This window comes from Chitinophaga sp. YR573 (assembly GCF_900110995.1).
Lineage (GTDB): Bacteria > Bacteroidota > Bacteroidia > Chitinophagales > Chitinophagaceae > Chitinophaga.
In genome coordinates this window covers 435025-455712 of record NZ_FOJF01000003.1, presented here as the reverse complement: position 1 = coordinate 455712, position 20688 = coordinate 435025, and the positions used below count along the sequence as shown (strand labels likewise).

The following is a 20688-nucleotide window of genomic DNA, read 5'->3' as shown; positions in this document are numbered from 1 at the left end:
CATTATATCATTGTTACCCGTAGAAAATAAGTATTAGCCCTCAGGCCGGTTTACCTTATGCAGAATGATATTATCTTAGTTCCCATGAATATTAACAATCCGCAGCTCAAAACGATCGTAGACTGGCCAGGTACACCGGTAGATAAAAACGGCAGATTCGTAAATCTCTATTCTCCCTTTAAGGCTCCCGGCCTGCTGCAGGTGCTGAAATGGAAACTGGAAGCCAATCCTTTCAGAGAGGAAAAGAAAGCGGAAATATGGCAGCCGGAAATAGCTACAGATACTTCCTGGCTGAACGACACTGATGATATCATCGTTTTACTGGGGCATAGCACCTTTTATATACGTATAGGCGGCATCAGGCTACTAACAGATCCTGTTTTCGGAGATATCCTCATGGTGAGGCGGAAAACACCGTTTCCGGTTGATCCTTCCCTCCTGCATCCTGATTACATCCTTCTCTCCCATGACCACCGCGATCATCTGGATAAAGAAAGCCTGCAGCTGCTGGCGCGTAATAACCCCTCTGTCCGCTATCTTACCGGGCTAAATATGGCGCCGGTTGTAAAAAGCTTTACAGGATCTGATAATATTGAAATGGCGGGATGGTATCAGCAATTCAATACGACCCGTATTAAGATTACGTTTGTGCCTGCCCGGCACTGGGCTAAACGGGGAATTGCTGATGATAATAAACGCCTGTGGGGTGGGTTTGTAATCGAAGCCGGTAATAAACGGATTTTATTTGGAGGAGATAGTGCGTATGATGAGCATTACAAAGATCTTGGGCAGATATTTGGTGGCTTTGATTATGTGTTGCTGGGCATTGGTGCCTATCTGCCCGCCTGGTTTATGCGTCCTAATCATGAGTCGCCTGCCGAGGCATTACAGGCGTTTGATGATTTGCATGCGGCACAGTTGATCCCTATGCATTACGGCACATTTGACCTGGCTGATGAACCTCTGGGAATGCCGGTGAGAGAGTTACTTAAAACAGCTACGCAAAAAGGGATTGCTGATAAAGTGAAAGTACTGACCTTAGGAAGGCCCTTAAAAATATAGGGGCTGACAGTTTTCTTGTCAACCCCTTCTCCCCCTTTAATTATTAATATTCATATTAGTACCGTGATTGCCATAGGTCAGATGTGCAAAACGGGGATATTTCTCTTTGTATTTTTTAAATACATTTTCCGGTTGTTGTATCCCGTTTACTACCATTCCGTTTTTTGAAATAGTCAGGTCTTCTATACTTTGTTTATCCGGAACAATTTTATCATTGATCAGATCATCGATCAGGCTTGCCATTAATTTACGATCTTCTGCTGCCTGCGCTCTGTCTTTATCTGCCTGTATGCGATCCAATTTTGCCTGCTCACGATCTTTCTCTGCCTGGGCTCTGTCTTTAACCGCCTGTTCGCGGTCTTTATCTGCCTGCGCACGGTCTTTTAATGCTTGTTCCTGGTCCCGCTTTGCCTGTGCCCTATCCTTAACCGCCTGTTCACGGTCTTTATCTGCCTGTGCCCTGTCCTTAACAGCTTGCTCCTTGTCTTTATCCGCCTGCGCTCTGTCCATCTTTGCCTGTGCCCTGTCCAATACAGCCTGCGCACGATCTTTCTTAGCCTGGATTTTATCCTTCTCTACCTGCTCATTGATCTCATTGATAACACTGCGGTAATCACCCCAGTTAGCAGCAGGAATCAGTTTACCATCTACAGAAAATTCTGTCATCTCTCCTTTCACTGTTTTCATTTTATAACTAACACCATTCATGTCCATGTTGATGTTTTCTACCTGGTCATCCGTGTTATAAGTACTGTTAGTTGTTTTAACTGATTTTTGTGCATTCGCGGCTGTTGTAAACAGAGATGTTGCGAAGATGAATACATAGATTCTTTTCATGGTTTTCTAATTTTTAAAAGGTTTAAAAAGGGCAATACTATTCCAGTCCACTTTTCAGTGAATGTTAATTATGCTTAATAAAATGAAGTGATTTTTTTATTGAGGTTGTTTATCCCTCATCGCCTGTTCTCTTTCCCTATCGGCCTGTAACCTGTCTCTTTTGGCCTGTTCCATATCCCTGCGGGCCTGTGCTCTGTCTTTATCTGCCTGAGCGCGGTCTCTGTCGGCCTGCATACGATCTCTGTCTGCCTGCATTCTGTCTTTAACAGCCTGTTCGCGATCTTTGACAGCTTGTTCACGATCTCTTTGCGCCTGTTCCTTATCACGGATACTCTGTTCTCGTGCATGTTCCTTGTCACGGAGTAACAGTTCTCTATCGCGGACTTCCTGTTCGTTATCACTTAACTCCTGTTTCTTATCACGAATCGCCTCTTCCCTGTCTCTTTCTGCTTCTTCTGCATCTGTTGGTTGTACTGGTTTTACTTCCCGTACTACCTTCACCGGTTTTATCTTCTTATGTTTAACGATAACCGGTTTTTGCACAGGTTGTTGTTGCTCTGATACAACATGTTCTTCTTCTTTTACAATCGTCTTCACTTCCATTACACCAGCCGCAGTCACCATTACGGCTAGGATCAATATCCCCGTCATGAAAAACACTTTCTCTATTGGATTCAGCGTATTATTTTTATTATGAATAATGCGGCTCACTCTTTGTAACAGGTGATTTTTCTTACCTGGAAACGCGACTGCATAATTATTACTATGTTCTTTAAAGCTGATCAGCGCTTCTATAAATTCTCTTTTATTTTTCGTTTGTGCCAAAGCGATATCATCACAACAATGTTCCCGTTCATCACGTAATAACGATGAGATCCATAATAATCCCGGATTAAAAAAGAAGATCGCTTCTGTAATATTCTGTAAGAGATTTACACAATAATCATTACGGCGGATATGTGCCAGTTCATGCAATAACACGGCCTCTACCTGACTGGAAGGCAATCCGGCCAGTAAGCCTACAGGTATCAGTATTACCGGTTTGAAATGCCCTATTACCAGGGGCATTTTCACATACCCGGATTCAAATAAAGTAACTGCTTTTTTTATCTGTAGCTGCTCGCAGAGCAACACGATTTTGTTCTTCCAGTAATCTTCAGGAGAATAAATGTTCTTATATCTGGCACGACGGATGTATGCCAGTCCGCCCATCATTTTCACCGCTCTTGCTATAAATAACACAAACCATAACAGCAATACCATCGGGGCATTTGCCGAGAAATAACTGATCACGGTTTGTGTATATTGTTTAATATTATCCGCTTGCAGATGTAAGAAATCAACTGTCTGCAACTGGTTCTGCTGCCACTCCCAGGCGAAAGTAAAAACGCAGCCTGTTATAAACAGCAACAGCTGTAGTAATATCAGGTTATAACGTATCGCCGAAGACGATCGTTTGGTGAGCATCAGTACTACACCTGTAATAACGGACAGCAGTAATCCCTGCCATAATGAATGGATCAGCATCCAGCTGAAAGCCTGTACCAGTTGATCTGTTATCATGTTTATTATTTATCCATGTTATCCAGTAAGTCTTTTATCTTCTTCAGCTCTTCTGCAGAGGTTTTATCATTGCCCAGTAAAGCCACCATCAGGCTGCTGGGAGATCCATTATACATGGAATCTACAAAACGTCCCAACAGGCTACCTTTTACCTTTTCTTCCACCAGGTTGGCGCTATAGATATGTTTCATGTTTGTCTCATCCCGGTCCAGCATCCCCTTCTCTTTCATCACCTGCATCAGCTTTAATGTAGAAGTATATATGACGGCCTGCTTCTGCTCATTCAGCTTGTCGTGTACGAATCTTACAGTGGATGGCCCGTACTGCCATAACACCTGTAATACGTCCATTTCGGTCTTGGTAGGAACAACTTCATCTTTCATAATTTAAAGGTACGTATTTAAACGTACGTTACATCAAGAAGGGTATCTTTTTTTTCTGAGAACATACCAAAATGATAATTCACCCTCTCATTTTGATATGGCCAACGCTCAATAATTATCTAAGCATAGTTATTAATATATTGGTTTTGACACAATTACGACCCGCTCTTAATTCTGGCATTTCTATGGCATAAAGGGTGGTATGAAAAAACGTTTATTCATTCTTATTTTGCTGACTACTGTCACATTGAATACATTTTCTCAGGTAGATTCCGTAAAACGTTCCCTGCCATCGCCACTTGAATCTCCTCCATTTCCAACCAGTGAATGGGATGGGGCTCCTCTTATAGGTATTGATGCCACAGCGCCTATATACCCGCTACAAAAAGCCCTGGGATTAACTAAAACCAAACTTAGGTTTTATGGTTGGATTGATCCCGGAGTGAATATAAGTTCGTCAAAATCATCCAATGCACCAACATCGTATGATCTCATTCCTAACAATGTAGTACTCGACCAGATTGGTCTCAAATTTGACCTGCAACCCAATACAGTACAAACAGATCACATTTCTGCAGGATTCCTGCTTACTACCATCTTTGGTACTGATTACCGCTTCACTACAGCCAAAGGTTATTTTAGTGATCAGTTACTAAAGCATAATAATAAATATGGGTTTGACCCCGCTGAAATATATGGACTGATATACTTTCCGAAGATAGCTGACGGCATGATTTTAAAAGTGGGCCGATTTATTTCTCCTGCTGATATTGAGGCGCAATGGGCAACAGATAACTATCTCTACTCACACTCATTAATGTTTACTGTTGATCCTTATACATTCACCGGAGCACAGGCAACCTTTAAGCTTGGATCATACTGGCAACTGGAAATTGGCGTGCATGCCGGAAATGATGTTGCTCCATGGAGCAACTCGGCAAGCATCAACGGTTTATTAATGGCCCGCTGGGTTTCAAAGAACAACAACAACTCTATTTACGCAGGTATTAATTCATTAGGTGCCGGTAAGTACAAAAACAATCATGATGATTTGCAGATGATTGTTGCAACCTGGGGGCACCGGTTTAACAGCACAATACATATGATGACAGAAGTATACTATATCTGGCAGAAAGATGCACTTGTAGGAGGAACTGTCATTGATGGACCACCACAACCATTCTTTAAAGGAGTAGGTGCTGGAAACCCTATTCCCGGATTATCGAATGCCCTTGGTGCTGTTAACTACTTCCAGGTAAAACTTTCGGGGACAGACTACCTATCTATCCGCAATGATTATTTAAATGATGCTAAAGGAAACCGCACCGGCTTTGCTACTGCATATTCAAGTCACACTATCGGAGTTGTTCACTTCTTTAATCCTTATATAAGAATACGCCCGGAGGTAAGATATGAACGTGCTTACGCTGATGGTGTAACTCCTTATGATAATGGCGTTAAAAAAGATCAGTATTCGGCTGCTATGGATTTGATAGTCCGTTTTTAATAAGATGATACATGAGGTATTAATGATACCTCATGTATCATACTCCCCTTATTCTGCTCTTAAACTTTTTACCGGGTTCATTAACGCGGCTTTGATACTCTGAAAACTAACGGTCAGTAAGGTGATAATAAGGATGCCCGCTCCTGCTACTACAAAGATCCACCAGGATATTTCGGAACGGTACTGATAATTCTGTAACCAGCTGTGCATAAAATACCACGCCATGGGCATGGCTATCAGCAAAGAGATAAATACCAGTACCACGAAATCCTTTGATAATAACTGCCAGAGATTAAATACAGATGCGCCCATCACCTTGCGCACACCTATTTCCTTGGTACGGCGCTCTGCCATAAAGGAAGCCATACCAAACAGCCCCAGGCAACTGATAAAGATCGCCAGTATCGCAAAGAAGCTGGCCAGTTTACCGATCCTTTCCTCATTCCCGAATTTCCGTGCATATTCATCATCCACAAACCTGTAATCAAAAGGTATATCAGGGTTATACTTTTTAAACACCGTTTCTATTTTACCAAGGGCTTCAGGAACGCCTGCAGCAGGGTTTATCTTTATATTGATGATATTTACATCCTGCTGATTGATTAAATGATACAACGAAGCCCTTACAGGCTGATAAGGGGACTCCACAATCATATCCTTAATTACCCCGATGATCTTAAATGGTTTATCATCCCATATAATCGTTTCTCCTACCGGATCTTTCAGACCTATAAATTTTACGGCGGCTTCATTTAAAACAAATGCATTGGTATCCGTCAAAAAGGCTGGAGAAAAATCACGCCCTTCTTTAAACTGCCATCCCACTGTTTTGCCATACTCACTAGACACCGCTGTATTAGGGAAATCAACTGCCAGAGATGGATCTTTCCCCTTCCAGCTAAAACCTCCGTTTGTACCCCATACAGAGGTCGCCGGACTGCTGGCCTCCGCGGCTTCCACCACAGCGCCTGTACTTTTTAAATCCGCTTTTATCGTTTCAAAATGATCATGAATAATAGTAGCATCCATTTGCAGGGAAAGTAGCCCTTCACGGGTATAACCCACAGGTCTGTTCCGGGCAAACTGGATCTGACGAAAAACGGTAATAGTACCGATAATCAGCGTGACGGACACCGTAAACTGTAACACCACTAACACCTTACGAGGTATCGCGGCATTACGCCCTGCGCGAAAAGTGCCTTTTAAGACCTTTACCGGCTGAAAAGAAGAAAGGTACATTGCCGGATAACTTCCGGCAATTAAGCCCGTTAACAGGCTTATAACGATGCCTGTCAGCCAGAAGACAGGGCTATTCCAGAGGATAGACATTTTCTTATCCGCTACACTGTTGAAGAATGGTAATGCCAGCTGCACCAGCAAAAGAGACAATATAAACCCCAGGGCTACTACCAGCAGGGATTCACTGAAGAATTGCCCGATGAGTTGTCCGCGTAAAGAACCGATCGCCTTCCGGATGCCTACTTCCTTGGCACGTTTCTCGGAACGGGCTGTACTCAGGTTCATGAAGTTGATACAGGCGAGTAACAATACAAACACGCCTATAATACCAAACAACCACACAAACTGTATACGGCCACCACTGTTAATCCCATTATTAAACCGTTCGTACAAATGCCATTTGCTCATAGGATGCAGGAAGATCACAGGCTTATACCGCCTGTCGAATGCCTGCAAATGGTCCAGCTTTACCCTACTGATCTTTGCAGAAACATTTGCCATATCCGCATTATCGGCTATCTGAACAAATACCCTGAAGGCATTATTACCCCAGGGATTATCATTTGTTTTTATCCACGTTTCAATACTGAGATACGCTGCCCATGTTCTGAGGAAGTATATACCACTAAAGACAGAATTACGGGGCAGGTCTTTATAAACACCGGTAACGATCTCTGTATTCTTTTTATCAAATGTGATGGTTTTGCCTACAGGATTAGTTTCTCCGAATAACTCCTTTGCCAGCGATTCGGACAACATCACCGACCCCGGGTCTTTCAAACCTCCATAGGTTCCCCTCAGCATGGTAAGGCCCATCAGTTCCGGCGCCCCCGGCTCCATGAATGTACCGTTCTTTACAATCTTCTTTTCACCGGTAATCAGCAGGGAGCCCCCGTTCCAGGAAGACATCACTACATGTTTAAAGTAGCTGCCGTAATCGTTGCGGAGCGCATCTCCCATTGGATATGGCATTGTTTCCCAGGTACCAATGTCTCCATTGAAGTTCTGATTCTGCATTACCTGCGCAATATGGTCGTAGTTTTTGTTGTATTTCTCAAAAGACAGCTCATCCCATATCCATAAACCAATGAGCATGGCCACGGCCATACCTGCTGCCAATCCACCGATATTGATAAGAGAGTAACCTTTGCTTTTTATAAGATTGCGCCAGGCAATTCTGAAATAGCTTCTGATCATAAGGGAATAGGTTGTACTACCGCTGTTTCAATGAAAAGTATGCCAATAAAAAATCACCTGATTTACAGGTGATTAAATAATTTAAATTGATAGAAGTGTCCGGTTTCGTTACACTAGACTGTTCACTTTTGAGCTAATACAAAGGGGATGATCGCTTTCATCACTTCTTCTTTCAGTGGTAAGTCAGGTTTAGTATAAGTAATGAAGTTTTCGTTCTTCTCAGCAGGAGCTTCCTTAAGTATATGATTCATCCCCTCTATTTCCAGCAATGTAGCATCAGGTTTTGCTTTTTTCAGTAACTCCGCATCATGGGTACTCACCTGTAAATCTGTTGTACCCTGTATAATCAGTACCGGGATTTTCAGTTTTTTAATCTCCTGTTGCGGATCATATTTCATCCAGGATACCATATAAGGCTGTATAGAACGATGCAATATCACACTCAGCTCTCCGGAAGGTTCCTGTATGCTATATCCCTTCTTTAAACTATCCATCAGCAAAGATGCTTTTGCGGCACTATTTGGCATTGAAAGGTCTAATTGTTTTCTGAGCAGAATATCTGCAGACTCTCCTGCCCCTGCTATAGAGATGTAACCGGCTACATTTGTCTTTGAAGCCAGCATACCCACCAATGAGCCTTCACTATGGCCGGCAACGTATACCTCTGCATAACGCTCTTTCAGCATTTTAATCAATGCTACTGCATCATCCACCATATTTTCAAATCGCAGATCTTTCTCAGGTGTGGCATCAGAAGCTCCTATACTACGTTTATCGTAACGCAGACTCGCAATACCTGCTTTCTCCAAAGCTTCTGCCATCATTTTAGTGCAGTTGGTCCGGAGCCCCATACTGCTGTTGCCATTCCTGTCTGTAGGGCCGGAACCTGCTATAAACAATACGACTTTCTTACTCCCCGGCGGAGCTATCAGTGTACCATGAATACCATTCAGCACAACATTATCACTATCCTTCATTTCTTCATATCCCGTAAAATGAAGTCCTTCCAGCTGATTATCATTATTCAGATGCATAGATAACTTAAGAGTAACCTTATCAAAAACGGCTTTATACCCATTTCTGAGTGGTGTTACACTTTTCAACTCTCCTGCCTGACTATTCAACTGGTTGATCATCGCCGTTGTTTTATCCAACGGTAATGCGGCTTTCATATTCGGGCCATACATATTGAAAAGGCTGTCGGCCTGTTTCTGATTATAGTATCTCTGGAATTTAGCAACAGCAGCCGGATAATCCGCCTGCGCGAATACGCATACTGTGTTGAACAGCATGACGAGAACAAACAAAACTCTTTTCATGGTTAATGTAATGTATAGTGAAGGATAATTTTTGATATCATTTCTGCTACGATCAATGATATAATAAACAGCCAAACAGATTTTGAGCCTTTGATATTGGCAGATACTCTAAAAGCGTTGTACATCAGGGCTATCATCCATATACAAAAGCCCAGTGAGACGAATGCAAAAAATAATAGCTGTAGTGATATGTGGGACAGATCTTTTGTTTCCGGTGCTAAAAAGTTAATCAACGCAAGAAAGAAAAAAGGCCAGCGGGTAAAGGCAAAGGTCCCTGCTATATCAATAAAACGTACAGTCGAAATGGAGAATATTCTTCCGGTGATAAAAAACACAAGTACTAAACTGCTCCAGTCTATAAATGGTTCTGCTACATAATGCCAGGCAGGATACATCTTATTACCTGCATGTAAATGTGCATCAATAGCGCCATCAAAATGTGTATGACTGTAATAAGCGATACAGGCAGTAACAAGTATGATTATCCAGCCTATTACCAGCGATTTAAAGCCGGCAATATATGTGAACGGATTAAAGAACCAGGTTGTCATTTCTCTGATTTTAGATTCTCTAGTTTCTGAATGATATCATCCAGCAGATTACGTACGGTAGGATAACTTAACCCGAGTTGCTGGGCCATCACTTTAAGGCTTCCGCTGCTTTTCACAAAGTCCAGCACAAACTGTAATTCCTCTCCTGAAAGCCTTGACAGTAAAGGCAGCTCAAAAGAACCGGATACCACTGTTTCACAGGCATCGCATGACAGGGACGTCACTTTCAGTGGCGACTGGCAACTGGGACAAACATGCGGGAGCGATTTCTTTAACTGCTTCATTATTTAATAAAGTTAAAGAAAATATCAATAAAATTGAGTTTTTGGTAAATTTTATTTATAAATAGTTTTCCACCTGGCGGCATCTACCCCTTTTATAATTTACCGGTTTGAGTAACAGATATAGTATGCAAATTGTTTGAATCACTATAAGGTCACAATATTATTCCGTATGGCATACAACACCAAACCGGTGACATTACGCGAACCTGTTTTCTGTAATAAATTATTCCTGTGACCATTCACCGTTTTTACACTGATAAAAAGTTCCTGCGCTATTTCCTCTGCGGTATATTGCTTACACACCAGCTGTAAAATCTCTTCTTCTCTCCTGGTAATGGGTACATCCCCCCATTTGTTTTTTGTTTTTTTAACCACCTTATGCTGTAATGCCTTTAATGTCCGCTCATTAATATAAGACCCTTTATTGTATACAGCAATAATCGCTTCCTGCACTTCCTGCGGGTCACTGTCTTTTACCAGGTATCCATGTGCACCAGATTCAATTAACTGGTTGATAAAATTCTCATCTTCGTGAACAGATAAAATAAGAATTTTCATGTCAGGGAAAGCACTGGTCAATGCCCGGGTTACATGCAAGCCACTGTATTCTGTTTTCCCATCAGGGGGCAATGAAAGATCCACCAGCATCACATCCGGAATAACAGCGCATTCCTTTAATTTATCCAGCACAGAATAACCATCTGCCGATTCAAATACCACTTCCATATCCTGCCAGGTGCCAATGATAGCTTTCATCCCTTCTCTGAAAAGCACCTGATCTTCTACTAATCCTGTGTATATCATATACTAACTGTTAGTTCAATAATTGCATAAAATCCGTTTGTCTCCCCATTCCCAAATTCAAGTTTCCCTCCAAGAGAATTAACCCGTCCTTCTATACTTTTATGTCCCAGTCCTTTATTGATGTTATCCTTAGTAAGGCCAACACCATCATCACTATAGTGACATGTAAGATGTTGACCATAACGAAGAAAATCAATCTTTACAGATTTTGCATTGGCATGTTTTATCGTATTATTGATCAGTTCCATCACTATCCGGAATAAACCAAGGTTCACGATCCATGGCAGATCTTCCAATGCGTCACTATAAGTAAGTTCAATGATGATCTGATCCGTCTGGTTTATCTGACTGATCACCGATTCCAACGTTGTTAGCAGTCCAAACGATTCCAATTGCGGTGGCATCAACTGATGACTGATACTTCGTATGCTTCCCAAAGCAGTTTCTGCCAGTTGACGTACATTCAGTAACCCATCCTGCAGGTTGCCGGTACTTTGTTGCTCCAGTACCATCAGGTGCATACGCATAATAGAAATAACGGCTCCCAGTTCATCATGCAGGTCATGGGCTATTCGCTTACGTTCTTCCTCCTGGGCATGGATGTTTGAACGTAGCAGATCATTTTGATAGAGGTTTTTTAATGCTTCCTGTTTAAGTTTCTGGACAGTAAGATTCCTTTGAAAATGCAGGTTCAAAAATACTACGCCTATACCTATGATAAAAATAACAACAGCCAATGGCAACAATGTATCTAAAAAACTCAGGTCTTTGATCGTTTCCATAAGCCAATAAAAAAACAGGTGTACATAACAATAGAAAAGAATGAATGAAATACCCAGGTATATAAATTGAGATTCCTCGTAAATGTTGACGTAATAACAGAGCCGAAATAAAAAATCAGCATACTGGAAGAATAATAAATAAACAACCCGGAATTGATCCAGTTCAGGCTTTTAATATCATACCTGCTGGTCTCTTTCACAATGTCGTTTAAAAAGAATCTATACGTGAACAGGGCTAATATGATAATGAGAATAGATTCTACTGTTAACGCATTTGAATTGAATGTAAAAATACTCTGAAAAAACAATGAATTTATAATCGTAAAAATCAAAAATAATATGGCTACTAACCATATTATTTTTGATTTTATAAATCCCTTGAGCAAAGTCTGATAAAACCATGCTAAACAGATAAATCCGGTTGCTACATATATATGCAGCAATGGCATGTTATTTTTACTGGCATACCAGCAACCTAAAGATGTAAACTGGATAATGCCTGATAAAAAGATAAACCAGGAGAATACCTTTAGCTCCTTACCCAATTGTTTGTAACAGATGGCAGCATACACCACCGTCAACAGAATAGGTACGTGAGATAACACTATTGTAGCTTCCGGAAAGTTCATCATGTTTAATCCTGTATTTTTAATGGGGAGTTTGTTGGACAGGTATTCGGGCAAGGGGCATTTAAATCCAGCACAAATGTATTATCTACCAGCATAGCAGTTGAATCCGTGTTTACTTCCTGGGGTTCTCCTCTCTCATCCAGCAGAAGATCCTCTCCTCCATTCCATTTTGAAGGATCTTTTCCCTTTAAACAGGCATTCCTTACCGGAACAATATATAATTTAAAGCCCGCCTTTGCCTGATATCCCATGTATACTCTAACATGTTTGTATTTGCATATAGCTGAATCTGCATATGATGCCGGCATGCCTAAAGCACCTAATAAATCTACTGCGCGAATGGTAAAAGATTCAATGACAGAGTCTCCCTCTCCATGCTTCCTGCAAAAATCCAGATACGTCCGGATGTTCTGCCTGGCGGTCGTTAACCGGCAAAGTACGTGGGGAATGCTGTCTTCAGCCTGACTACAATCATCTTCTACAACTGAACGGACAGGTTGATGATTACAGCCCATAAGGGTGGATAATAATGTAAGGATAAGTAGTGTTTGTTTCATGATTAACCGGGTTGTTTTTATAGGAGCTACAATGTAGATACAAGTAATCAGGAATCATAATCATTCCTCTAAAAACAGGTATAAATACCCGCTATATTTTAAAAATCAGATATAAAACACTGTATTTAAAAACCCACCAACCTCTGTTCAATGGACCGGTACCGAACAATTAAATATACAGGCTGCTTCCTTAAACGTTGGTTTTTATATGCAAGGTAACTTGGCATAAAGTAGTTTTTGATCATTGAAATCTCCTTTGTATATTTAATATGACACAACCCTATTTTTGTTAATCATTAAAACACCCTCAAATGAGAAATTTGAAAGTCCTCATGACTCTCCCATTATTTGCCATGTTGTTGCTGTTCAGCTCATTTACCCCTAAACAGGAGCCAAAACACGCTACAATCGTAAACTATGCCTGGTACAATCCTGCCGGCCAGTTTATCGCCTGGAGTACATTATTTAATGCTGAAGTTGTCAGCGATGCTACTACAGATCCCACTAATGGAACGTTGGTAGCGTTAGGATATACAGACGGAGGTCCAACTGTGCCACCAGTTGGAGAGCCTGTATATCGACTATATACGCATCCATAAATGAAGGCACACCTCATTGGAAACGCCCCCGCTTTTGGGGGCGTTTTTTTATATTTATACTCGTACCACTGCAATACAGGCTGCAAGTAATGTGGCTGCAATCAAGGTATAATAAGCCCCGCGGGTATAGACTTTACCTCCAAAACGTGCATTGATGATAGTAACCAGCACAAACAACCCGGTTTTAGGAATAACCTTATAGTAGTTTATATGCGGGTATTTCATTATCACCATTACAATACCACTCACCAGTAGTATAATACCCAGTATTAAACCCCATACACTTCGTACACGGGTGTCATAATCCTGCCACTGGGCTAATAAGGTGCAGAGATAAACGGCAAAACAGATAAAATGTATCAGAAGGATAATATTAAAGAGCAACATTGGAAGAGGATTTACGTGATACTAAAAGATAATAAGCACCCAGTACAATACCAAGTAGCACAGCGGTCAGATGTGGATACAACCGTTCTGTAAGATGACCAGGTGCATTAAGTACGATCAGGAAATCAGTGACAGGGACTATTGTAATTGTCAACAGCAATATGCCCAGTCCACGTTGTGTACGTGTAAGGAGCATCACCAGTATTGCAAGCCCTACAGCCAGGTCTCGGATGCCTTTTATATAGTGAAAGGAATAGTCATTTCCGGTAGGTGTCTGTATCCCAAAAGCCAGTTCGGCCGTATATGGCAGAAGGAGAAAACGTGTGCCGATAAATACCAGTAACAGACCGGTGATCAAGGTGAATCCAAAAGCGATGGAAGAGATTGTCTTTTTCATTTTGATGCATTTTTGATTTGATGCAACAAAGATAAAACCGGCTGTTGGCCGGTTCGTTCACCCAGGTTAATAAATTACAGGGACAGCCTTTTTCTTATGCGGCTTAATGAAGGGGGCTTAACGCCTACATAAGAAGATATATAATATTGAGGGATACGCTGTTGCAGATCAGGATAATCATTTACAAAGTTGAGATAACGCTTTTCGGGATTATCAGCATATATGGAATCTAATTGATTCTGAGTCTGTAAATAAATAAACTCGCAAATCAGGCGGCCGAATTTTTGCCCTTCTTTAACTTCCTCATATAACCTTTGCAGGTTATCATATGATATTACCAGTATTTCACTGGCTTCCAGACACTGTATACCACGTTTTGATGCTGAATGGTTCAGAAAGCTCTGGTAGCTGCTGGTGAATTCATTTTCTTTTCCAAAATGCAGGGTCATCTCCTCACCATTATCTTTAACCGTATAATAACGGATCAGCCCTTTTTGAATAAAGCCTACTTCCCGGCAAACCTGCCCCGGGCGTAAAAAATAATCATCCTTCTGATATGTTTTACTAAAAGCTATCGAGGATATAAATTCTTTTTCTGTATCATCAAGATGAATAAAATGTTCGATAGTGGATATCAAGTTAACATGCATGCCTTTAAGATAATAATTATATACATCTTTTCAATAATTATATAACCTTTTAACAGTACTTTTGGGATGGTAAGGAATGAAAAGAACCAGGACCATACAGATCAAAGCCGTTTTTCTACTTGTAGTGTTCACCCTGAATACTATGGTAGGGTTTGCCTGTGCTGTAGGTATGGAATTTATTTCACATCATCACCACGACCATCATCATAAAACATCTGACAAACATGCTGACCACTGCTGCAATAAAAATGTAATTCAATTTTCGCAGTTAGATAAATTACTTGCCCATTCTGTAAATACAGGAATCGAGAGCCCTGTTGCAGTAATATTGTTCCCTTCATTTTATTTATCCTATTTAGCTCCTTCCCTTAAAACAGAAAAACAAATACCCCGACAGCTGTTTTACGATCCTCCTGACATACGTGTGTCTATTCAATCCTTCCAGATTTGATTTTTGCAACATATACCATTCAATGCGTTAAAGGCATTGAACAATGGGCTATTTCTATTTGTTCAAAAATTAAAAATAATACAGATGAAAAATATACTCTTTTTAGCTGCGATAGTTTCATTCGCAGCCTGCAATAGCAATACACCATCTAAAAGCATACAGACAAAACCAGATACATTGGATGCTAAACCATCCCCTTCAATAAAGGAAATCGTAACCGGTTATCTAAGCATGAAAAATGCGCTGGCCAACGATAATGGTAACGAAGCGGCCACTGCCGGCAATACAATGGTATCAGCCTTCCAAAAGTTTGACACCTCTTCATTGACAACCGGACAAAAGAAAACTTACCAGGATCTGGAAGAGGATGCCAGAGAACATGCTGAACACATCGGGAAAAATGCCAGTAATATCCCACACCAACGGGAACATTTTGATATGTTGAGCAAAGATATGTATGAACTGGTAAAAACCTTTGGCAGCGGTCAGCCATTATACCAGGACTATTGCCCTATGTATAACGATGGTAAGGGCGCTACATGGCTCAGCGAAATAAAGGAAATAAAAAATCCATACCTGGGTGAAAAGATGCCGACATGTGGTTCTGTAAAGGAAGAACTTAAATAGATATCATGAACCGTAGCAAGAAAATATTGCCGGGGATATTGATTATATTGATCGCTATCCAGTTCATTCAGCCTGCCCGTAATAAAAACGGGCAGGTATTACCAACAGCTATTTCAAAGATGTACAGCCTTCCTGAAAATGTACAGGCTACTCTTAAAATTGCCTGTTATGATTGTCATAGCAATAACACTCAATACCCCTGGTATGCTGATGTGCAACCTGTCAGATGGATGCTGGACCGGCATATTAAAGAAGGCAAAGAAGAGCTCAACTTTAGTGAGTTTGGAGTTTATTCCGGAAGAAGGCAGATAAATAAGTTAAAGGCCATTGCAAATAGTATTAATGATGGTAACATGCCTTTGTCTTCTTACACGCTGATGCATAAAAATGCAAGATTATCAGCAGCAGAGAAAATATCGATTATAGATTGGGCGCGAAAAACAGCGGATAGTTTGTCTGCTGGCAATTAACCATTAAATAAATACATATGGAACATCAACATCTTCATGCTAACCCCGAGATGAATCATGCAGGGCATGATCACCATTCCATGATGATCATGGATTTCCGGAAACGGTTCTATGTGGTATTTGTCCTTACTATTCCCATTATGTTGTTATCAACCATGATACAACATTTCATTGGTGTGAACTGGCAGTTTTCAGGTTCACAATACATCCTGTTTGCTTTATCCTCTGTGGTGTTTTTTTATGGTGGATGGCCATTTTTAAAAGGGCTGGTGGATGAGGTAAAAATGAAAAATCCCGGTATGATGTTCCTGATTGGCTTTGCCATCACCGTAGCCTACATATACAGCGTAGCAATTGTGTTTGGCTTGCAGGGTATGGATTTCTTCTGGGAATTGGCAACGTTAATTCTGATCATGCTGCTGGGGCATTGGATAGAAATGAAATCAGTTGCCGGTGCTTCAAAAGAACTGGAATTACTGGTACAGTTAATGCCAGCTGAGGCACATATGGTTATGCCGGATATGGTGCATGATGTAAAGACGGATACATTGAAAGAGAACGATATCATCCTTATAAAACCAGGAGAAAAAGTGGCAGCAGACGGGATCATATCAGAAGGAGAAAGTTATCTGAATGAGAGTATGTTAACAGGTGAATCTAAACCCGTACAAAAAGTAAAGGGGGATAAGGTCATCGCAGGTGCTATTAATGGAAACGGCTCTATTAAAGTGACCGTCTCTCATGCCGCCAAAGATTCTTATCTGTCACAGGTAATAAAGTTGGTGGACGATGCACAAAAATCAAAATCAAAAACGCAGCTATTGGCAGATACGGCCGCAAAATGGCTCACCATTATTGCACTGATTTCAGGTATTGCTACATTTTTGTATTGGTATTTAACCGGGCAATCTCTGGCGTTTGCAATGGAAAGAATGGTAACGGTCATTGTTATTTGTTGTCCTCATGCATTGGGTTTGGCGGTGCCGCTGGTAGTGGCAAAATCAACCGCGTTATCTGCTAAGAACGGTTTACTGATTAAGAACAGGACAGCATTTGAAAATGCGAGAAAAATCACCACCATTGTATTTGACAAAACAGGTACACTTACCATAGGGAGATTTGAAGTATCAAAAGTTGTATCATTACAAAAAGATGTAAGCGAAAATGAAATCATCCGTTTAGCAGCTGCACTGGAGCAAAAATCAGAACATCCCATTGCAACAGGCATACTACAGAAAGCAAAAGATTTATCTGTCAATGCGCCTGCAGCAGAAGGTTTTAATGCCATCACAGGAAAGGGTATTGAAGCAACTGTAGAAGGCAAGAAGATATTGGTGGTAAGTCCGGGATATTTAAAAGAGAATAACATCACTATCCCTGAAGGATATACTGTTAATGATACAGAAACCGTTGTATTTGTTATTATCAATAATCAGTTAGCAGGATATATTGCGTTATCTGACGAGATTCGTCCGGAATCAGCTGAAGCAATTAAAACTTTGAAACAACATAATATCAAATCCATATTGCTTACAGGTGATAACAACAAAGTAGCAAAAAGTGTAAGTGACACTTTGGGACTCGATAGTTTCATTGCGGAAGTATTACCTCATCAAAAATTAGAGAAGATAAAAGAGTTGCAAAGCAAAGGCGAGTTTGTAGCCATGACAGGTGACGGGGTGAATGATGCTCCCGCACTGGCTATTGCTGATGTTGGCATTGCCGTTGGCAGCGGCAGCGATATTGCTGCTGAAACAGCAGGGATCGTTTTGGTAAACAGCAATCCCAAAGACATCGTAAGTTTGATTTTATTTGGTAAAACTACTTACAGGAAAATGATTCAGAATTTAATCTGGGCAACAGGTTATAATGTGATTGCATTGCCATTAGCGGCGGGTGTGTTGTACAAACAAGGTATTTTATTAAGTCCTGCCGCAGGAGCTGTTTTAATGACTGTCAGCACCATTGTGGTTGCCATTAATGCAAGTCTGCTGAAAGTAAAATAGGATTCAGCTCGTCTCAAAAATAACTAATACGCCCTCTATATGTTTACGGCAAAACATAATAGGCTCCGTTAGGAGCCCCGTGTTTGTAGTAAACAAATAGAACAACAAATACAGACTCCGTTAGGAGTCCCCTGATATTAGCAATTTTAGGGGACTCCTAACGGAGTCTATTATGTAGAAGATAAATTGTTGCTACAAACACGGGACTCCTAACGGAGTCTATTTTATCGAAAAGTTATTCTCCTACAAATAATTTGTAACCAGACTTGAATCCTTTATCTCCTGTTACCACCACATAATATAACCCTGGCTTTTTGCCATTCAGGTTACAGTGGATTTGTTGTGTACCACCTGTCTCAGACTTGATTGTACCGAGGTTATCTACCAGACTACCCTGTGTATTATATACCCTGATAACAGCCTGTTCATTCTTTTGCAAGGTCACTGTTATCGTGGCTGCTCCTGTGGTAGGATTGGGATAGATAGCCGGGGTTGATGCAGCAATCTCTGATGCAGGAAGCACATAAGTTACCGTTGTGGAGGCGCAGCTGGCAGCTACAGGTGTTTTCCCGGTAATCTCTATCCAGTCAATATCTGCAGTGGCACTCGCTGTTACTGATTGCAGGCGGATGGTATTGTCTCCGGCATTTAACGACACAGTTGCAGTCGTATTAGCAAATACGGTGCTGCTGCTTGTTTTAGGGAATGACTGTGCACTGTTGACAGTAACACCATTTATTATCAGCGCCATAGTATAGGCATTGCTGCTGCTACTGTTTACATAATGCCAGTTAAGGGAGTATGTTCCTGCTTCAGGCACATTTAGCTTCCAGCTAACCCCTTTGCCTGCCGCATTCGCCAGGTTGATTACTTTGCCATTTGCAGCACCGCTGTTGCTGCTGATAGCACCATCATAACTACAAAGCCCTTGTGAGGTAGAAGCATCGTCTTCTATTCTGATAGCAGTAGCAGTAGTATCGGGAGTAGGGGTAGTAGTTGTATCACCGGTATTTGTAGAGTCACCTGTGTTTTGTACCTGGAAGTTAGCTGTAACAGATTTATTACTGTTCATGGTTATAGTCACTACGGCAGAAGTATCTGATACAGCGCCACTCCACCCGGTGAAGGTATATCCTGATGCGGCAATAGCTTTTACGGTTACTACAGTTGCTGAATCGTATGTTCCGGCACCTGTGATGCTACCACCTGTAGTAGGCGCAGCTATAGTTTGCAGGGTGTAAGAAGGTACAGGTGTGGGTGTAGGTGTGGTGGTACTGTCGCAGTAAGGACTTGTTAATGTAGCGCCAGCACCTGCCGTCACCAGGCTTTTTACATTTGCAGCAGCTGTTATGGTCAATGTGTAAGGAGGGGTGAATGCTGTGCCACTGTTTGTGGTGTCACCGGAAGTATTGGTAAAAATATTATTCCTGGAGGTCACGGCAGTAAATGTATTATCCATCGTGGTGATAGCGTTATTTACATTCTCAAACACGTTACTTTCCACCAGCAGATCTGCTTCAAAACCAGCCGTTACACATTTTGATGCAACAGTGCTACTGAAAAAGTTGTTGACCATATGTACTTTCCCAAATCGTACCCGTGGCATGCGTTCTTTGCAACCCTGTGCCCACCAGCAATGCTCCATGGTTACACGCAGGTGTCCCCTGTCAGTGGTAGCACCGTCACTGGAGCCAAACAGGTCGGAGAACCTGTGATCATCCGAACCTCCGGGGCCGCCTGCCCTGGGAGCTTTTAAGTAGATAAACTTACACCAGGAGACAGTGACGTAGTCGGCCATGTTTTTAATATCCAGGTTACCATCCATGCCATCCTGGTATTCACAATGATCTACCCAGATATTGGTGCTGTTGTCCAGGGTCATGTTATCCCAGCCATCGGTATCATAAGCTCCTGGTCCTTCAAATGTGATGTTTCTGAAAATGATATTCGAACATCTTTTTACATACAGTATACCTGAGCCATCTTTTGTCTGGTCTGTTGACACTAATTTAGAACCCGGCAAACCATAAATCGTCTTTCCCGACTGGTCCTGTAAGCTGATACGGCCAGCGGAAGGAATGGTGATGGTCCCTGATATATGGACAACCTTCACGGTAGAAGAAGTAATGGCAGTTTTAAGATCGTTGTAATTAGTAACAACTGTAGGTGTAGCTGTTCCGCCACCTGTTACGCCACCATTCTGGCTGGCCCAGCCAACGACTGTACACTGACTTTGGGCAAATAAACAGGCATGGCATAGTAATGCCATCAATAAAAAGCAGGTCTTTCTCATAGGTTCGGTTTATGGTTAATGGTTATAAATAAATGCTCTGCAACGACAGTTGCTTTGTCGAAATTTTCGTTTACGTACAATTGTTCACCGCAAC

General features: G+C 41.5%; 22 protein-coding genes. 7 read left to right on the top strand and 15 right to left on the bottom strand.

The genetic code is table 11. The features are described from left to right. Positions 1-84: 84 nt before the first annotated feature. Positions 85-1062 (top strand): MBL fold metallo-hydrolase, encoded by a 978-nt coding sequence (locus BMW86_RS28290; RefSeq protein WP_218149246.1) that lies wholly within the window; start codon positions 85-87, stop codon positions 1060-1062. 36 nt (positions 1063-1098) lie between these two features. Here the strand turns inward: BMW86_RS28290 and BMW86_RS28285 are convergent, their stop codons facing one another. The 3 genes from BMW86_RS28285 to BMW86_RS28275 form a co-directional block, all read right to left on the bottom strand. After that, the gene (locus BMW86_RS28285; protein ID WP_089786580.1) at positions 1099-1899 is read right to left on the bottom strand and encodes a hypothetical protein; all 801 of its coding nucleotides are present in this window, start codon (positions 1897-1899) and stop codon (positions 1099-1101) included. 96 nt (positions 1900-1995) lie between these two features. Continuing rightward, a complete protein-coding gene (locus BMW86_RS28280) occupies positions 1996-3462 on the bottom strand; it encodes a M56 family metallopeptidase (protein WP_089786577.1) in 1467 nt (488 codons plus the stop codon). A 5-nt stretch (positions 3463-3467) separates the two neighbouring features. Next, on the bottom strand, positions 3468-3845 hold the full coding sequence (locus BMW86_RS28275) for a BlaI/MecI/CopY family transcriptional regulator (RefSeq protein ID WP_089786574.1): 378 nt from the start codon (positions 3843-3845) through the stop codon (positions 3468-3470). A gap of 202 nt (positions 3846-4047) precedes the next feature. Here BMW86_RS28275 and BMW86_RS28270 point away from each other — a divergent pair, with 202 nt between their 5' ends. Beyond that, positions 4048-5352: an outer membrane beta-barrel protein gene (locus BMW86_RS28270; RefSeq protein WP_089786572.1), complete on the top strand. Its 1305-nt coding sequence runs from the start codon at positions 4048-4050 to the stop codon at positions 5350-5352. Between the two features lie 48 nt (positions 5353-5400). Here the strand turns inward: BMW86_RS28270 and BMW86_RS28265 are convergent, their stop codons facing one another. The 8 genes from BMW86_RS28265 to BMW86_RS28230 all read right to left on the bottom strand — a co-directional run bounded on the left by BMW86_RS28265 (position 5401) and on the right by BMW86_RS28230 (position 12714). Next, positions 5401-7788 (bottom strand): ABC transporter permease, encoded by a 2388-nt coding sequence (locus BMW86_RS28265; protein WP_089786569.1) that lies wholly within the window; start codon positions 7786-7788, stop codon positions 5401-5403. A gap of 122 nt (positions 7789-7910) precedes the next feature. Continuing rightward, entirely contained in the window at positions 7911-9107 is a 1197-nt protein-coding gene (locus BMW86_RS28260; protein WP_089786566.1) for a serine aminopeptidase domain-containing protein, read from the bottom strand. A 2-nt stretch (positions 9108-9109) separates the two neighbouring features. Next, positions 9110-9658: a hypothetical protein gene (locus BMW86_RS28255; RefSeq protein WP_089786564.1), complete on the bottom strand. Its 549-nt coding sequence runs from the start codon at positions 9656-9658 to the stop codon at positions 9110-9112. Continuing rightward, a complete protein-coding gene (locus tag BMW86_RS28250; RefSeq protein WP_089786562.1) occupies positions 9655-9942 on the bottom strand; it encodes a DUF2089 family protein in 288 nt (95 codons plus the stop codon). The genes BMW86_RS28255 and BMW86_RS28250 overlap by 4 nt, the downstream gene beginning before the upstream one ends. A 144-nt stretch (positions 9943-10086) precedes the next feature. After that, positions 10087-10746, bottom strand: a complete 660-nt coding sequence (locus tag BMW86_RS28245; protein WP_089786560.1) for a response regulator transcription factor — start codon at positions 10744-10746, stop codon at positions 10087-10089. Beyond that, positions 10743-11528, bottom strand: coding sequence for a sensor histidine kinase (locus BMW86_RS28240; protein WP_089786558.1), 786 nt, complete (start codon positions 11526-11528; stop codon positions 10743-10745). Before BMW86_RS28240 ends, BMW86_RS28245 begins: the two co-directional genes overlap by 4 nt. Continuing rightward, positions 11507-12160, bottom strand: a complete 654-nt coding sequence (locus BMW86_RS28235; protein WP_089786556.1) for a hypothetical protein — start codon at positions 12158-12160, stop codon at positions 11507-11509. Before BMW86_RS28235 ends, BMW86_RS28240 begins: the two co-directional genes overlap by 22 nt. 2 nt (positions 12161-12162) lie before the next feature. Further along, positions 12163-12714, bottom strand: a complete 552-nt coding sequence (locus tag BMW86_RS28230) for a hypothetical protein (protein ID WP_089786554.1) — start codon at positions 12712-12714, stop codon at positions 12163-12165. Positions 12715-13025: 311 nt separating this feature from the next. On the opposite strand from BMW86_RS28230, the gene BMW86_RS28225 reads away from it, so the two are divergent. After that, complete coding sequence (locus BMW86_RS28225) at positions 13026-13313, top strand: hypothetical protein (RefSeq protein ID WP_143056720.1); 288 nt, start codon at positions 13026-13028, stop codon at positions 13311-13313. A 54-nt stretch (positions 13314-13367) separates the two neighbouring features. Here BMW86_RS28225 and BMW86_RS28220 read toward each other — a convergent pair whose 3' ends face one another. From BMW86_RS28220 to BMW86_RS28210, 3 genes are all read right to left on the bottom strand, one after another. Beyond that, a complete protein-coding gene (locus BMW86_RS28220) occupies positions 13368-13700 on the bottom strand; it encodes a hypothetical protein (RefSeq protein ID WP_089786550.1) in 333 nt (110 codons plus the stop codon). After that, positions 13687-14097, bottom strand: coding sequence for a DUF4267 domain-containing protein (locus BMW86_RS28215; RefSeq protein WP_089786547.1), 411 nt, complete (start codon positions 14095-14097; stop codon positions 13687-13689). The genes BMW86_RS28220 and BMW86_RS28215 overlap by 14 nt, the downstream gene beginning before the upstream one ends. Before the next feature lie 74 nt (positions 14098-14171). After that, complete coding sequence (locus BMW86_RS28210; protein WP_089786545.1) at positions 14172-14747, bottom strand: Crp/Fnr family transcriptional regulator; 576 nt, start codon at positions 14745-14747, stop codon at positions 14172-14174. 76 nt (positions 14748-14823) lie between these two features. On the opposite strand from BMW86_RS28210, the gene BMW86_RS32935 reads away from it, so the two are divergent. The 4 genes from BMW86_RS32935 to BMW86_RS28190 all read left to right on the top strand — a co-directional run bounded on the left by BMW86_RS32935 (position 14824) and on the right by BMW86_RS28190 (position 18301). Then, positions 14824-15198, top strand: coding sequence for a hypothetical protein (locus tag BMW86_RS32935; protein WP_089786543.1), 375 nt, complete (start codon positions 14824-14826; stop codon positions 15196-15198). Positions 15199-15282: 84 nt separating this feature from the next. Further along, a complete protein-coding gene (locus BMW86_RS28200) occupies positions 15283-15825 on the top strand; it encodes a DUF3347 domain-containing protein (protein ID WP_089786540.1) in 543 nt (180 codons plus the stop codon). A gap of 5 nt (positions 15826-15830) precedes the next feature. Beyond that, positions 15831-16295, top strand: a complete 465-nt coding sequence (locus tag BMW86_RS28195; RefSeq protein ID WP_089786538.1) for a heme-binding domain-containing protein — start codon at positions 15831-15833, stop codon at positions 16293-16295. A 17-nt stretch (positions 16296-16312) separates the two neighbouring features. Beyond that, positions 16313-18301 (top strand): copper-translocating P-type ATPase, encoded by a 1989-nt coding sequence (locus BMW86_RS28190; RefSeq protein WP_089786536.1) that lies wholly within the window; start codon positions 16313-16315, stop codon positions 18299-18301. A gap of 235 nt (positions 18302-18536) precedes the next feature. On the opposite strand, the gene BMW86_RS28185 is transcribed toward BMW86_RS28190, so the two are convergent. Then, entirely contained in the window at positions 18537-20594 is a 2058-nt protein-coding gene (locus BMW86_RS28185) for a pectate lyase family protein (RefSeq protein ID WP_089786534.1), read from the bottom strand. Positions 20595-20688 lie beyond the last annotated feature (94 nt).